Below are 14,876 nucleotides of genomic sequence, written 5' to 3' on the forward strand. Positions count from 1 at the left end.
AAGGAGTCGAAGCATGGACTGGCAGAAGCAGATGGAAGAGGCGATGTCCCACTGGACCGATACCCAGCGCAAGCTCTGGGATCAGTGGTTCGAGGGGATGCGCAACGCTGGCATGGGCGGCCCCATGCAGGAGACCCAGAAGCAACAGATCGACGCGTGGCAGAAGGCCGTCAGCGAGGCACTGGAGCGCCAGCAGCAATGGGTCCGGAGCCTCTCCAGCAGCGGCGGCGCCGGCAACGAAGACTGGTCGGCGCAGATGCAGCAGATGATGCGCGCCTGGACCGAGACCCAGGGCGAGCTCTGGCGGAACTGGCTCTCGCGCATGGAGGACGCGCAGCCGGCCGTCCGCGACATGCCTTGGTATCGTAGCGCCCGGGATGTTCTCGATGCCTGGGAGGAGGCCATGCGCCAGGCCGGCGAGGCGACTCAGTCGGCAGGTAAGGGCAAGAAGTAGGGAGCCAAAAAAAGACGCCGGCGCGGTCCCTGCGCCGGCATTTCCAGGTTCACTGTGCTGGAGGTGAAATGCGCACGCGCCCCGTCCTTGGGGTGTCGGACCTCCTGTCCGCGTGCGCCACGTCCCTGTGCCCTTTTTGTTGGTTGATCAACTTCCGTGTCGACCCGGCCCGCCTTTCCTGGCAGGCACGTATACAGCTTGCCATGCGGGGGAGGGCTTGGCTGTCAGTCAGTAATGACATTCCGTGTAGGAATATTCCTACATCGGGTGCACCCCCTGGAGGTCTCCCTTGATCGCACTGCTGCAACGGGTCCGCCACGCCGAGGTGCGGGTGGACGGGGAAACGGTCGCGGCCATCGGCGCCGGGCTGCTGGTGCTCGCCGGGGTCCAGCGTGACGACGAGGTGGCGGACGCCCGTCGCCTCGCGGAACGGCTGCTCGCCTACCGCGTCTTCCCCGACGCCGAGGGCCGGATGAACCGGTCGCTCACAGAGATCGACGGCGGGTTGCTGTTGGTGCCTCAGTTCACCCTGGCGGCGGACACCCGCAAGGGCAACCGTCCGGGCTTCTCCACCGCAGCGCCACCGGAGCGTGGCGAGGTGCTGTTCCGGGAGTTGGTGGCCTGCTGCCGTCAGCGCCATGCGGATGTGCAGGCCGGTGTCTTCGGCGCGGACATGGCGGTGGGTCTGACCAACGACGGGCCGGTGACATTCTGGCTGCAGACCCGGTAGCGCCGTGGCTGAACGGCGAGGCACACCGCGTGGCAGCCGTGGTATGCTCCGCGCGTCACCCAGCCCAGCGACACCGAGAGCATGGCCGATCGACTCGCAACCATCGAGCGCAATACCCTGGAGACCCAGATCCGGGCGGAGATCAATCTGGACGGCAGCGGCAACTCCCGCGTTGATATCGGGGTCCCCTTTCTGGAGCACATGCTGGACCAGATCGCCCGCCATGGGCTGATGGATCTGGATATCCGCGCCAGCGGCGATCACCACATCGACGATCACCATACCGTCGAGGACGTGGGTATCACCCTGGGCCAGGCGCTGGCGCAGGCGGTGGGGGAGAAGAAGGGCATCCGCCGCTTCGGCCATGCCTACTGCCCCCTCGACGAGGCGCTGTCCCGGGTGGTGGTGGACTTCTCCGGGCGGCCGGGGCTGGAGTTCAACGTGGACTTTCCCCGGGCGCGTATCGGCAGCTTCGACGTGGACCTGTTCAGCGAGTTCTTCCAGGGCCTGGTCAACCACGCATGGATCACCCTGCACGTGGACAACCTCCGCGGCCATAACGCCCACCACATCGCCGAGACGGTGTTCAAGGCCACCGGCCGGGCACTACGCATGGCGGTGGAGCTCGACCCCCGGCAGACCGGCGTGACCCCTTCCACCAAGGGCACGCTGTCGGGGTGAGGCCATGACGCAGATCGTCGTCGTCGACTACGGTATGGGCAACCTGCGCTCCGTTTCCAAGGCCCTGGAGCACGCCGGGGCCCATGAGGTGCGGGTGACCGATGACGCCGAGACCATCGCCGCCGCCGAGCGGGTGGTCTTTCCGGGGCAGGGCGCGGCACGGGAATGCATGAGCGCGTTGCATGCCCACGAGCTGGTCAGCGTACTCCGGGAGTCCATGGCCGAGAAACCGTTCCTGGGTGCCTGCATGGGCATGCAGGTGCTGCTCGGGCACAGCGAGGAGAATGACGGGGTTACGCTTCTTGGCGCCTTTCCCGGGGAGATCCGGCATTTTCGACACCATTTCCCGGAAACCGCGCAAGGGCTCAAGGTCCCCCATATGGGCTGGAACCGGGTGCGCCAGACCGCCGAGCATCCACTGTGGGCGGGGGTCGCCGACGGCGAATGGTTCTACTTCGTCCACAGCTACTACGCCGAGCCCCGGGACCCGGGGTTGGTGCTCGGGGTGACCGACTACGGGGGCGAGTTCGCCAGCGTGGTCGGGCGGGACAACGTGTTCGCCACCCAGTTTCACCCGGAGAAGAGCCACGATGCCGGGCTACGTCTGCTCGGCAACTTCATCCAATGGGACGGCCGTGCCTGAGGGGCGCCGCCAGTAGACAGGTGTAATGGATCCGGACATGCTCCTTATCCCGGCGATCGATCTCAAGGAAGGCAAGTGCGTGCGCCTGCGCCAGGGGCGCATGGACGATGAGACCATCTTCTCCGACGACCCGGTGGCCGTGGCCGGCCGCTGGATCGAGGCGGGCGCGCGCCGTATCCACCTGGTGGACCTCAACGGCGCCGTGGCCGGCTTTCCGGTCAATGCGGACATCATCGGTCGCATCTCCGAGGCGTATCCGGAGGTCGACATCCAGGTCGGCGGCGGTATCCGGAGCTTCGACGTAATCCAGACCTACCTGGACGTGGGCGTGGACTACGTGATCATCGGCACGCAGGCGGTGCGGCAGCCGGCCTTTGTCGACGATGCCTGCGATGAGTTCCCGGGCCACATCATCGTGGGCCTGGACGCCAAGGACGGGATGGTGGCTACCGACGGATGGGAGCAGGTCAGCACCGCCACCGCCGAGGCGATGGCGCGGCGCTTCGAGGCCGCCGGCGTGGAGGCGCTGGTGTTCACCGACATCGGCCGCGACGGCATGATGCGCGGCGTCAACGTGGAGGCCACGGCCCGGCTGGCACGGGCGGTGGAGATCCCGGTGATCGCCTCCGGCGGGGTTACCTCCATGGACGACGTCCGGGCGCTGTGTGCCGCCGCCGATAGCGGGATCGCCGGGGCCATCGTCGGCCGGGCGCTCTACGAGGGACGGCTGGACCTGGAGGCCGCTCAGCGCATGGCCAACGAGCTCACCAGCGGGGCGGCGTGATGGCGCTTGCGCGACGGATCATCCCCTGCCTGGACGTGGACGCCGGCCGCGTGGTCAAGGGCGTGCGCTTCGTCGACATCCGGGACGCCGGCGACCCGGTGGCCGTGGCCCGTGAGTATGACCGTGCCGGCGCCGACGAGATCACCTTTCTCGATATCACCGCCAGCCACGAGGGCCGCGAGACCATCGTCGAGGTGGTGGAGGCGGTGGCCAGCGAGGTGTTCATTCCCCTGACCGTCGGCGGTGGCGTGCGCGAGGTCGCCGACGTGCGTCGCTTGCTCAATGCCGGCGCCGACAAGGTGGCCATCAACACGGCCGCGGTGCACCGCCCGGAGTTCGTGCGCGAGGCCGCCCAACGCTTCGGATCCCAGTGCATCGTGGTGGCCGTGGACGCGAAGCGGGTGGCGGACGTGGATGGCCAACCCCGCTGGGAGGTGTTCACCCACGGCGGTCGCCGCGCCACCGGTCTGGACGCGGTGGAATGGGCGCGCCGCATGGCCGATCACGGTGCCGGCGAGATCCTGCTCACCAGCATGGACCGGGACGGCACCCGGGAGGGCTTCGATTGCCCCCTGACCCGCGCCGTCTCCGATGCCACCGGTGTGCCGCTGATCGCCTCGGGTGGCGTGGGTAATCTCCAGCACCTGGCCGACGGCGTGCTCGAGGGCCACGCCGACGCCGTGCTGGCGGCGAGTATCTTCCACTTCGGTGAGTACAGTATCGCCGAGGCCAAGGCCTACATGGCGGAGCACGGGATCGAGGTGCGCCGATGACATGGCTCGACGAGGTCCGCTTCAACGACGACGGCCTGGTGACCGCCATCGCCCAGGACGCCGCGGACGGCCGGGTGCTGATGCTGGCCTGGATGGACCGGGAGGCCCTGCGCATCACTGCCGAAATCGGTGAGGCGGTGTACTATTCGCGCTCCCGGCGGCGGCTTTGGAAGAAGGGCGAGTCCTCGGGCCATGTCCAGCGCGTGCGGGACATCCGCCTCGACTGTGACGGCGATGCGGTGCTGCTCGCCGTCGAGCAGATCGGCGGGATCGCCTGCCATACCGGCCGGCGCAGCTGCTTCTATCGCCGGCTCGCCGACGACGCCTGGATCGAGGAAGACCCGGTGGTCCGCGACCCGGAGGCCATCTACGGGGGGGAGGGGAATGGCTGACGACATCCTCCAGCGCCTCGCCGAGGTCCTCGAGGCTCGCAAGGGCGCCGATCCGGAGGGTTCCTACGTCGCCGGGCTATATGCCCGCGGCGAGGACCGGATCCTCAAGAAGGTCGGCGAGGAGGCCACCGAGACGGTGCTCGCCGCGAAATCCGGAGATCGGGACCATTTGGTTTATGAGACCGCGGATCTGTGGTTCCATACTCTGGTCATGCTGGCGCACTATGGTCGCGGTCCGGCTGACGTGCTCGCGGAGCTGGACCGCCGGTTCGGCCTGTCCGGACACGACGAAAAGGCCGCCCGCGAGGACGGCGATTAGCGGGTTCCGCCGCCAAGGGGCGGCGGCTCAAATTATTTAGGAGGGGATCCATGGGATTCGGTGGCATCAGCGTTTGGTCGCTCCTGCTCATTCTGGTCATCGTGCTGCTGCTCTTCGGCACCAAGAAACTGCGTAACGTCGGCACTGACCTCGGGGGTGCGATCCGCGGCTTCAAGCAGGCGATGGGCGAGGGCGAGAAGGGCGGCGAAAAGAAGGACGAGGATAGCAGCGAGCGCCTGGAGTCCGGCGAGGGTGAAGACGGCGGCCGGCAGGCCGACGCCAGCCGGACCGAAGACGAGACGGCCCGCGACCGTCACCACTCCGGCTGACCGCGGCTCGCCGGCAGATGTTCGACGTCAGCTTCTGGGAGCTGCTGATCATCGGCGTGATCGCGCTGATCGTGGTGGGTCCGGAGCGGCTCCCGGGGCTCGCACGCACCCTCGGTCTCTGGGTGGGCCGGGCACGGGCCACGTTCACGTCGCTGAAGGACGAGATTGAGCGGGAGTCCCATATCCAGGGCCTGAAGGACACCGAGCGGGCGATGCGCGAGCGCGAGCGGGAATTCCGCGAGGACGTCCAGCGGACTACGCGGGATGTCCATGAGACCGCGGAGAGTGCCCGCAGCGACGTCGAGGAGGCCGCCGGCGAGCGTCGCAACGGCGGTGGCGATGCCGATGCCGCGGCGGAGAAGACGTCGCCACAGGGTGAAAGGGAACGGGACAACACCGGACAATGAGCGCTGATCCACGTGATGAGGGGATGGACGAGGACCGGCCCCTGCTGAGCCATTTGCTCGAGCTGCGTAGCCGGCTGATGCGCGCCGTGCTCGCGACCCTGGCGGTGTTCCTCGTGCTCTATCCCTTCCGCGACCCCCTCTACCAATGGCTCTCCGGGCCCCTGCAGGCGGTGCTCCCCGAGGGCTCGCAGATGATCGCCACCCAGGTGGCCACGCCGTTCCTGATACCGCTCAAGCTGGCCTTGGTCAGCGCCTTCTTCATCTGCATCCCGTACGTCCTCTATCAGGTGTGGGCGTTCGTGGCACCGGGGCTCTATCGCCACGAGCGGCGACTGATCTGGCCCCTGCTCGCCTCCAGCGTCGCGCTGTTCTACCTGGGCATGGCCTTCGCGTACTTCGTGGTGTTCCCGCTGGTGTTCCGTTTCTTCGCTGGTGTCACCCCTGAGGGGGTGTCGATGATGACCGATATCGGCGAGTACCTCTCCTTCGTGCTCACCCTGTTCTTCGCCTTTGGTGCGGCCTTTGAGGTGCCCATCGCCACCATACTGCTCATCCGCAGCGGCATGATCTCCCGGGAGGACCTGGCGGCGAAGCGCCCGTATGTGATCGTCGCCGCCTTCGTGATCGGAATGGTGCTTACCCCCCCGGATGTCATCTCCCAGGTGCTGCTGGCGCTGCCGGTATGGCTGCTGTTCGAGGCCGGCCTGGTGTTCTCGCGCTGGCTTCCCGGCGGTGACCGGGCCACGGAAACCGATTCCTGATCTATTGGTAAGAAAAGCTCGAGATTTAGCCGGTGCCGGCCAGTAAGGACCGGTTAACGGGTTGTAAGCCCGCGCCAGTGTTGCGCTTGCACACACTCACGAGTATCGTATCGCGGGCAGTACCCCGGGGGCGCCGACCGGCAGAGATTGGTCGAGTGCCTCTCTCGGGACACCCATCAGCGGCAAGGACAGTCGGGCACGGCGTGAGATGAACGCTACCGGAGCCAGCGCATCCGGGTCGGGAGACCGCGCTACGGGCCGGCCACCGCGACCCGCCCCCTCAACCCGCTCGTCCGGCGACCCGGAGCCGGCGAAGCCATTCCCTGCCCGTGTCCCTTTTGCTCGTACCCTTTGCCCCTTTGCTTCCCGGTCCCACTGGCATGGTCATGCCGGTCGGCTACCTTTTGCCTTGAGACCCCACTGCACACGCGCACTCAATCACCAGGTGATTCCCCATGAACGGTGCCTTTGAACGGCTACAGCGCAACTCCTACCTGAGCGGCGGCAACGCCAGTTACATGGAGGCCCTCTACGAGGCCTACCTCAATGATCCGGACTCCGTGCCCACGGAATGGAAGCGCTATTTCCAGGGGCTGGAGGCCGGTGATGGCGCCGCCGCCCGGGACGTGCCCCACAGCCCGATCCGCGAGCAGTTCGCCGAGCTCGGTCGTCGTCGCGGCCGCGTCGACGGTGCGGCGGCGGAGATGGCGCCGGACGTCGCCCAGAAGCAGGCGGCGGTGCTGCGCCTGATCAACGCCTACCGCTTCCGCGGCCACCAGCGTGCCGACATCGACCCGCTGCACCTGCGCGACAAGCCCGAGGTCCCTGACCTGGATCCGGCCTATCATGGGCTGTCCGAGGCGGACATGGACCAGACCTTCAACACCGGGTCGCTGTTCACCGCCGAGCAGCTGACGCTGCGCGAAATCATCGCCCTGTGTGAGGAGGTCTACGCCGGGAAGCTCGGCTCGGAGTACATGCACATCACGGATACGGCGCAGAAGCGCTGGATCCAGGAACGCCTCGAGCGTCCGCGGGCCCGGGCCGAGCTGGACGCCGAGAGCCGTCAGCGGGTGCTGCAGCGACTGACCGCTGCGGAGGGTATCGAGAAGTACCTGAACAGCAAGTACGTCGGCCAGAAGCGCTTCTCGCTGGAGGGCAGCGAGGTGCTGGTCCCACTGCTCGACGAGGTGATCCAGCGCGGCGGCGAGCAAGGCGTGCGCGAGATGGTGCTGGGCATGGCGCACCGCGGTCGGCTGAACGTGTTGATCAACACCCTCGGCAAGTCTCCCGCCGACTTGTTCGCCGAGTTCGAAGGCGACTACGAGCTGGAGAATGCCACCGCCGGCGACGTCAAATACCACATGGGCTACTCGTCGGACATCCAGACGCCGGGCGGGCCGCTGCATCTGGCGATGGCCTTCAACCCCTCGCACCTGGAGATCGTCAACCCGGTGGTGGAGGGCTCGGCGCGGGCGCGCATGCAGCGGCGCCGTGATTTCATCGGTGAGGAGGTGCTGCCGGTGCTGGTCCACGGCGATGCCGCCTTCGCCGGCCAGGGCGTCGTAATGGAGACCTTCCAGCTCTCCCAGGCCCGTGGCTTCTACACCGGCGGAACGGTCCACGTGATCGTCAACAACCAGATCGGGTTCACCACCTCCAACCCCCTGGACTCGCGCTCCACCTTCTACTGCACGGAGGTGGCGAAGATGATTCAGGCGCCGATCTTCCACGTCAACGGCGACGACCCGGAGGCGGTGCTGTTCGCCACCCGGGTGGCCATGGACTACCGCAAGCGCTTCCGGCGCGATGTGGTCATCGACGTGGTCTGCTACCGCCGCCATGGTCACAACGAGGCCGATGAGCCCGCCGCCACCCAGCCCACCATGTACCAGAAGATCAAGAAGCATTCCCCGGTGCGCAAGCTCTACGCCGAGCGGCTGGTCGAGGAGGGCGTCCTCGACAAGGACGGGCTTAAGGCCCTGGAGCGGGATTACCGGGACCGCCTCGATGAGGGCAAGGTGGTGGCCCCCAACATCCTCGACGAGGTCCACAACAAGTTCGCCGTGGACTGGAGCCCCTACTTCAAGGGCGACGGCGATGAGACCGTGGACACCGCCGTCCCGCTGGAGCGGATTCGTGCCCTGCAGGAGCGGCTGCAGCGCCTGCCGGAGGGCTTCGAGCTCAATCCGCGGGTGGCGAGCATGATGGAGAGCCGGCGCAAGATGGCCGCCGGCGCCCTGGCCATGGACTGGGGATTCGCCGAGACCATGGCCTACGCCTCGCTGCTCGAGGAGGGCTGGCAGGTGCGCCTGACGGGGCAGGACTCCGGGCGCGGTACCTTCTTCCACCGCAACGCGGTGTTGCACAACGCCAAGGACGGTACCACCCATGTCCCGTTGAAGGACATCAGCACGGACCCGGCGGACTTCACCGTCATTGACTCCCTGCTCTCCGAGGAGGCGGTGCTCGGCTTCGAGTACGGCTACACCACCTCCGATCCCGAGACCCTGGTGATCTGGGAGGCGCAGTTCGGCGATTTCGTCAACGGCGCCCAGGTGGTCATCGACCAGTTCATCACCTCGGGCCAGGCGAAGTGGGGCCGGCTCTGCGGGCTGGTCATGCTCCTCCCCCATGGCTATGAGGGTCAGGGCCCGGAGCACTCCTCGGCGCGACTGGAGCGCTTCCTGCAGCTGTGCGCGGAGCAGAACATGCAGGTCTGCGTGCCCTCCACCCCGGCGCAGTTCTTCCATATGCTGCGCCGTCAGCTCCTGCGCCCGACGCGCACGCCGCTGGTGGTGATGACGCCGAAGTCGTTGCTCCGTCACAAGCTCTCCACCTCCGTGCTCGACGAGCTCTCCCGCGGGCATTTCCACCGGGTGGTCGACGAGATCGACGACCTGAAGGTCCGCGACGTCAAACGTGTGGTGGCCTGCAGCGGCAAGGTCTACTACGACCTCCTCCAGGAACGGCGCAAGAGGGAGCGCAAGGACACCGTCATCGTCCGGGTCGAGCAGCTCTACCCGTTTCCGGAGAAGGAGCTCGCCGCGCTGCTCAAGCGCCGCTACAAGGGGGCGAAGGAGATCGTGTGGTGTCAGGAAGAGCCGCAGAACCAGGGGGCCTGGTACCAGATCCAGCACCACTTGCGAAACTGCATGACCCGGGAGCAGTCGCTCACCTATGCCGGCCGCGACCCCTCCGCCTCGCCGGCGGTGGGCTACGCCAAGCTCCACCATGAGCAGCAGCGCCGGCTCGTGGAGGCCGCGCTCGGCTGACCCGGTCGCCGCGTATCGCCCATAACCTCGGCCCGACGGGCCGCCCAGGACAACAAGCGAGGAATCGATGAGTATCGAAGTCAAGGTACCCGCACTGCCCGAATCCGTGACCGAGGCTACCGTGGTCACCTGGCACAAGCAGCCCGGTGACGCGGTGGAGCGCGATGAGAATCTGGTGGACATCGAGACCGATAAGGTCGTGCTCGAGGTCCCGGCCCCGGATGACGGCGTGCTCGGCGAAATCCTCAAGGGCGAGGGCGATACGGTCACCGCCGGTGAGGTGGTCGCCACCTTGACCGAAGGCGGCGGCGAGGCAAAGCCTGCGGCCGCCGAGAAGGAGGCCGCTGCCCCGGAACCCGAGCCCGCCGCAGCCGCGCCGGAACCGGAGCCCGAGAAGACTACCCCGGCCGAGGCCCCGGTGGCGGCGGACGAGGATCTCGCCCCGGCGGTGCGCCGCCTGGTCGCCGAGCACGATCTGGATCCCGCAAAGATCGAGGGCAGTGGCCGCGGCGGGCGAATTACCAAGGAGGACGTGGTGCGCTACTTGGAGGGCGCCGGCGAGGGCGCTGGCGGGGCCGCCGAGCGCCGCCCCCGCGAGCCCGAGCCCGCCGGACGCCGCAGCGAGGCCCCGGCGGAGACCCAGTCCCCCGAGGCCCCGGCGGTCTCCGCTGCCGGCGAGCGCCCCGAGCGCCGGGTACCGATGACCCGGCTGCGCCAGCGCATCGCCGAGCGCCTGGTGGAGGCGCAGCAGACCGCAGCCATGCTCACCACCTTCAACGAGGTGAACATGCAGCCGGTCATGGACATCCGCGCCCGCTACAAGGAGCGCTTCGAGAAGACCCACGGGATCAAGCTCGGCTTCATGTCCTTCTTCGTGAAGGCAGCGGTGGAGGCGCTCAAGCGCTACCCGGCGGTCAATGCCTCCATCGACGGCACCGACATCATCTATCACGGCTACTACGACATCGGCATCGCCGTTTCCACCGAGCGTGGCCTCATGGTGCCGGTGCTGCGCAACGCCGATCAGCTCTCCTATGCCGAGATCGAGGCGGGGATCACTGATTTCGGCAAGCGCGCCAAGGAGGGCAAGATCGGCCTCGACGAGCTCACCGGCGGCACCTTTACCATCACCAACGGCGGCATCTTCGGCTCGCTGGTCTCCACGCCCATCCTCAACCCGCCTCAGAGCGGCATCCTCGGCATGCATAAGATCCAGGAACGGCCCATGGCGGTGGATGGCGAGGTCAAGATCCAGCCGATGATGTATCTGGCCCATTCCTACGACCACCGCATTATCGATGGCCGTGAAGCCGTGCAGTTCCTGGTCGCCATCAAGGAGGTCCTCGAGGACCCGGCCCGGTTGCTGCTCGAGGTGTAAGCGCTTTACCGACTATCCCCTATCTTTCAGGAGTCAACATGGCCAATTCCTACGACGTCATCGTCATCGGCGCCGGCCCGGCGGGCTACGTGGCGGCCATCCGCGCCGCCCAGCTGGGCATGAGCGTGGCCTGCGTCGACGAGTTCCGGCGCAAGGGCAGTGAGCCCGCCCTTGGCGGCACCTGCCTGAACGTCGGCTGCATCCCCTCGAAGGCGCTGCTGGATTCCTCCGAGCAGTACCATAAGGTCCAAGGAGAGCTCGCCGGCCATGGGATCAAGGTCGGCGACGTCTCCCTGGACGTCCCCAAGATGATCGCCCGCAAGGACAAGGTGGTGGCCGATCTCACCGGCGGCATCCAGCAGCTGTTCAAGGCCAATAAGATCGAGTGGCTGCAAGGCCACGGTAAGCTGCTCACCGACCGCCGGGTGGAGTTCACGCCGCATAAGGGCAAGGCCCAAACGCTGGAGGCCACCAATGTGATCCTGGCCACTGGATCGCGGCCCATCGAGATCGGCGCCGCGCCCACCGATGGCGAGCGGGTGCTGAACTCCGATGGCGCGCTGGAGATGACCGAGGTCCCCAAGCGCCTCGGCGTCATCGGCGCCGGCGTCATCGGCCTGGAGATGGGCAGCGTCTGGGACCGGCTGGGCTCCAAGGTGGTGCTGCTCGAGGCCCAGGACGAGTTCCTGGCGCCGGTGGATCACCAGGTCTCGCGCGACGCGAAGAAGCACTTCGAGAAGCAGGGCCTCGAGATCCGACTGGGTTGTCGGGTCACCGAGACCCGCAAGGGCAAGAATGTCTCGGTGCACTACGAAGACAAGGATGGCAGCCAGAGCCTGCAGGTGGACAAGCTCATCGTCTCGGTGGGCCGGCGACCCAACACCGAGGACCTGGCCCACGAGGACGTGGACCTGCTCACCGACGAGCGCGGTTTCGTCCACGTCAATGATTATTGCGAGACCAACATCCCCGGCGTCTATGCCGTGGGCGATGTGGTCCGGGGCCCCATGCTCGCCCATAAGGGCAGCGAGGAGGGCGTGATGGTGGCCGAGCGCATTGCCGGCAAACCCGGTCATGTCAACTACGAGACCATCCCGTGGGTGATCTACACCGAACCGGAGATCGCCTGGGTGGGACGCACCGAGAAGCAACTCAAGGAGGCGGGTATCCCGTTTCGCACCGGTACCTTCGGCTTCGCGGCCAATGGCCGTGCCCGCGCCATGGATCGCACCGAGGGACTGGTCAAGATCCTGGCCCACGCCGAGACCGACCGGATCCTGGGCGTGCATATCTGTGGCTCCCAGGCCTCCGAGGTGATCGCCGAGTGTGTGGTCGCCATGGAGTTCGCGGCCAGTGCCGAGGACCTGGCGCGGACCATCCATGCCCATCCCACCCTCTCGGAGTCCGTTCACGAGGCGGCCCTCGGGGTCGATAAAAGGGCCATCCACAAGGCGAACTGACCGGCGGTCATCCCCGGCCTCGACGAAAGCCGCCTGGGGGCGGCTTTTTCGTATGCGAATGCGTGTCTTCGGCAGGGTGATCGTGAAGCAGGGCAATCCACGGCCGACGCGTTCATTGTGTTTCACAATACAGAACGTCCGAAAGCGCGTGAAGAACCCATCTTCCATCATTTTTGTTTTGTAACCATTTGTTCTGAAAACGATTTGGGAATCGCCTTTACGCTAGCGTAAACTGGCGAACCCCGGACGCGGACGGTAGGTAACCGCCCCGCGACCGCCGCATCCCCCGGCCCGCCAGGGCCTACGGCAAGGGAGAGGAAACCATGCCAACACTGGAATCCGCAGGCCGGCGCTTCCGTCGCGCCGTCGAAGAGGAGCGGCCACTGCAGGTGGCCGGCACCATCAATGCCTACGCGGCCTTGCTCGCCCAGCGCGCCGGCTTCCGCGCCATCTATCTCTCCGGCGGTGGCGTCGCCAACGCCTCCTTCGGCTTGCCGGACCTTGGCATCACCCAGCTGGCCGATGTCGCCGAGGATGTCCGCCGCATCACCGCGGTGTGCGACACGCCGTTGCTGGTGGACATCGACACCGGCTGGGGTGGGGCCTTCAATATCGCCCGTACCATCCAGGAGCTCACCCGCGCCGGCGCCGCCGCCGTGCACATCGAGGATCAGGTCCAGGCCAAGCGCTGCGGCCACCGCCCCGGCAAGGCCCTGGTCTCCAAGGAGGAGATGGTGGACCGCGTGAAGGCGGCGGTGGATGCCCGCTACGACGAGCAGTTCGTCATTATGGCGCGCACCGACGCCTATGCGGGGGAGGGCCTGGAGTCCGCTGTGGAGCGGGCCAATGCCTACGTGGAGGCCGGTGCGGACATGATCTTCGCCGAGGCGTTGCACACCCTCGACGAGCTCTCCGCCTTTGCCGGGCGTGTCTCCGTGCCGGTGCTCGCCAATATCACCGAGTTCGGCAAGACCCCGCTGTTCACCGTCGACGAGCTGCGTGGCGCCGGGGCCTCCCTGGTCCTGTATCCGCTCTCGGCGTTCCGGGCCATGAGCCGCGCGGCCGAGCAGGTCTACGCCGCTATCCGCCAGGACGGCACCCAGCAGGCGGTCACCGACATCATGCAGACCCGCAACGAGCTCTACGAGGTCCTCGGCTACCACGACTACGAGCGCAAGCTCGATGAGCTGTTCTCGCGGGACGAGTGACCCACCGGATCCAATCTCAAGGAGAGCGAAGATGACTGAAAAGAAAACCGGGGCCGGGCTCCGCGGTATGACCGCCGGCGAGACTGCCCTGTGCACCGTGGGCATCAAGGGTACCGGCCTGACCTATCGCGGCTACGACATCCACGACCTCGCCGAGCAGGCCGAGTTCGAGGAGGTCGCCTACCTCTTGCTCTACGGCAAGCTCCCCAACCGCAGCGAGCTCGCCGACTACAAGCGCCGGCTCAAGGGCATGCGCGATCTGCCGCAGCCCCTGAAGGAGGTGCTCGAGCGCATCCCTGCCGATGCCCATCCCATGGACGTAATGCGCACCGGCTGCTCCATGCTCGGCAATTTGGAAACCGAGCAGGACTTCAGCGAACAGCAGGACAAGGCCGACCGCATCCTCGCCGTGCTGCCCGGCATCATCACCTACTGGTACCGCTACTCCCATGACGGCGTACGCGTTGACCCGGCTACCGATGACGACTCCATCGGCGCGCAGTTCCTGCACCTGCTCCATGGCGAGGCCCCCAACGCCACCCATGAAAAAGTGATGCACGCCTCGCTGATCCTCTACGCGGAGCACGAGTTCAACGCCTCGACCTTCACCGCGCGGGTTTGTGCCTCCACCCTCTCGGACATGCACTCCTGTGTCACCGGTGCCATCGGATCGCTGCGCGGACCGCTCCATGGCGGTGCCAACGAGGCTGCCATGGCCATGATCGAGCAGTGGTCCGACCCGGACGAGGCGGAGCGCGAGATCCTCGGCATGCTCGAGCGCAAGGACAAGATCATGGGCTTCGGCCACGCGGTCTATCGGGATAAGGACCCGCGCAATGCCATTATCAAGGCATGGTCGAAAAAGCTCGCCGAGGAGGTGGGGGACACGGTGCTCTACCCGGTCTCCGAGCGCGTCGCGGATGTCATGTGGCGCGAGAAGAAGCTCTTCCCCAACGCGGACTTCTTCCACGCCAGCGCCTACCACTTCATGGGTATCCCCACCAAGCTCTTCACCCCCATCTTCGTGATGTCCCGGGTGACCGGCTGGTGCGCCCATGTCTTCGAGCAGCGCGCCAATAACCGCATCATCCGCCCGAACGCGGAGTACACTGGCCCGGACCTGCAGGAGTTCGTGCCCATCGACCAGCGCGACTGACCCGCCGGGCCAAATCAGGTGCGTAGGGCGGGTGGAGCGGCAACGCCGCGCAACCTGCCGGGATCACAAGCGAGGTAGGGTGCGTGGAGCGGCGGCGCTGTGTAACGCACCAACAGGCCTCTGGAA

16 protein-coding genes are annotated in these 14,876 nt (G+C 66.7%); all 16 read left to right on the forward strand.

The annotated features are described in order from the left end of the window. The first annotated feature begins 13 nt into the window (after positions 1 to 13). The gene (locus tag ACQ754_RS09425; RefSeq protein WP_440996766.1) at positions 14 to 454 is read left to right on the forward strand and encodes a hypothetical protein; all 441 of its coding nucleotides are present in this window, start codon (positions 14 to 16) and stop codon (positions 452 to 454) included. Positions 455 to 743: 289 nt separating this feature from the next. Next, positions 744 to 1,184, forward strand: a complete 441-nt coding sequence (gene dtd, locus ACQ754_RS09430; RefSeq protein WP_440996767.1) for a D-aminoacyl-tRNA deacylase — start codon at positions 744 to 746, stop codon at positions 1,182 to 1,184. An 81-nt stretch (positions 1,185 to 1,265) separates the two neighbouring features. Further along, entirely contained in the window at positions 1,266 to 1,865 is a 600-nt protein-coding gene (gene hisB, locus ACQ754_RS09435; protein WP_440996768.1) for an imidazoleglycerol-phosphate dehydratase HisB, read from the forward strand. A gap of 4 nt (positions 1,866 to 1,869) precedes the next feature. Then, entirely contained in the window at positions 1,870 to 2,508 is a 639-nt protein-coding gene (gene hisH, locus ACQ754_RS09440; RefSeq protein WP_440996769.1) for an imidazole glycerol phosphate synthase subunit HisH, read from the forward strand. Between the two features lie 37 nt (positions 2,509 to 2,545). Then, on the forward strand, positions 2,546 to 3,292 hold the full coding sequence (hisA, locus tag ACQ754_RS09445) for a 1-(5-phosphoribosyl)-5-[(5-phosphoribosylamino)methylideneamino]imidazole-4-carboxamide isomerase (RefSeq protein WP_440996848.1): 747 nt from the start codon (positions 2,546 to 2,548) through the stop codon (positions 3,290 to 3,292). After that, the gene (gene hisF / locus ACQ754_RS09450) at positions 3,292 to 4,065 is read left to right on the forward strand and encodes an imidazole glycerol phosphate synthase subunit HisF (protein WP_440996770.1); all 774 of its coding nucleotides are present in this window, start codon (positions 3,292 to 3,294) and stop codon (positions 4,063 to 4,065) included. The genes hisA and hisF overlap by 1 nt, the downstream gene beginning before the upstream one ends. Beyond that, complete coding sequence (gene hisI, locus ACQ754_RS09455) at positions 4,062 to 4,457, forward strand: phosphoribosyl-AMP cyclohydrolase (RefSeq protein ID WP_440996771.1); 396 nt, start codon at positions 4,062 to 4,064, stop codon at positions 4,455 to 4,457. The genes hisF and hisI overlap by 4 nt, the downstream gene beginning before the upstream one ends. Then, positions 4,450 to 4,776, forward strand: a complete 327-nt coding sequence (locus tag ACQ754_RS09460; RefSeq protein ID WP_440996772.1) for a phosphoribosyl-ATP diphosphatase — start codon at positions 4,450 to 4,452, stop codon at positions 4,774 to 4,776. The genes hisI and ACQ754_RS09460 overlap by 8 nt, the downstream gene beginning before the upstream one ends. A 50-nt stretch (positions 4,777 to 4,826) precedes the next feature. Next, positions 4,827 to 5,105, forward strand: a complete 279-nt coding sequence (gene tatA, locus ACQ754_RS09465) for a twin-arginine translocase TatA/TatE family subunit (RefSeq protein WP_440996773.1) — start codon at positions 4,827 to 4,829, stop codon at positions 5,103 to 5,105. A 17-nt stretch (positions 5,106 to 5,122) separates the two neighbouring features. After that, on the forward strand, positions 5,123 to 5,512 hold the full coding sequence (gene tatB, locus ACQ754_RS09470; protein ID WP_440996774.1) for a Sec-independent protein translocase protein TatB: 390 nt from the start codon (positions 5,123 to 5,125) through the stop codon (positions 5,510 to 5,512). Continuing rightward, a complete protein-coding gene (gene tatC / locus ACQ754_RS09475; RefSeq protein ID WP_440996775.1) occupies positions 5,509 to 6,273 on the forward strand; it encodes a twin-arginine translocase subunit TatC in 765 nt (254 codons plus the stop codon). Before tatB ends, tatC begins: the two co-directional genes overlap by 4 nt. A gap of 455 nt (positions 6,274 to 6,728) precedes the next feature. After that, positions 6,729 to 9,548, forward strand: coding sequence for a 2-oxoglutarate dehydrogenase E1 component (locus ACQ754_RS09480; protein ID WP_440996776.1), 2,820 nt, complete (start codon positions 6,729 to 6,731; stop codon positions 9,546 to 9,548). Positions 9,549 to 9,615: 67 nt separating this feature from the next. Then, positions 9,616 to 10,926 carry a 2-oxoglutarate dehydrogenase complex dihydrolipoyllysine-residue succinyltransferase gene (gene odhB / locus ACQ754_RS09485; protein ID WP_440996777.1) on the forward strand — a complete coding sequence of 437 codons (1,311 nt, stop codon included), beginning with the start codon at positions 9,616 to 9,618 and terminating at the stop codon, positions 10,924 to 10,926. A 38-nt stretch (positions 10,927 to 10,964) separates the two neighbouring features. After that, positions 10,965 to 12,386 (forward strand): dihydrolipoyl dehydrogenase, encoded by a 1,422-nt coding sequence (gene lpdA / locus ACQ754_RS09490; protein ID WP_440996778.1) that lies wholly within the window; start codon positions 10,965 to 10,967, stop codon positions 12,384 to 12,386. A 323-nt stretch (positions 12,387 to 12,709) separates the two neighbouring features. Continuing rightward, positions 12,710 to 13,594 carry a methylisocitrate lyase gene (gene prpB, locus ACQ754_RS09495; RefSeq protein WP_440996779.1) on the forward strand — a complete coding sequence of 295 codons (885 nt, stop codon included), beginning with the start codon at positions 12,710 to 12,712 and terminating at the stop codon, positions 13,592 to 13,594. A 31-nt stretch (positions 13,595 to 13,625) separates the two neighbouring features. After that, positions 13,626 to 14,750, forward strand: coding sequence for a bifunctional 2-methylcitrate synthase/citrate synthase (gene prpC / locus ACQ754_RS09500; protein ID WP_440996780.1), 1,125 nt, complete (start codon positions 13,626 to 13,628; stop codon positions 14,748 to 14,750). The last annotated feature ends 126 nt before the right edge of the window (positions 14,751 to 14,876 follow it).

This window comes from Arhodomonas sp. SL1, from assembly GCF_052060015.1.
Taxonomy (GTDB): Bacteria; Pseudomonadota; Gammaproteobacteria; order Nitrococcales; family Nitrococcaceae; genus Arhodomonas.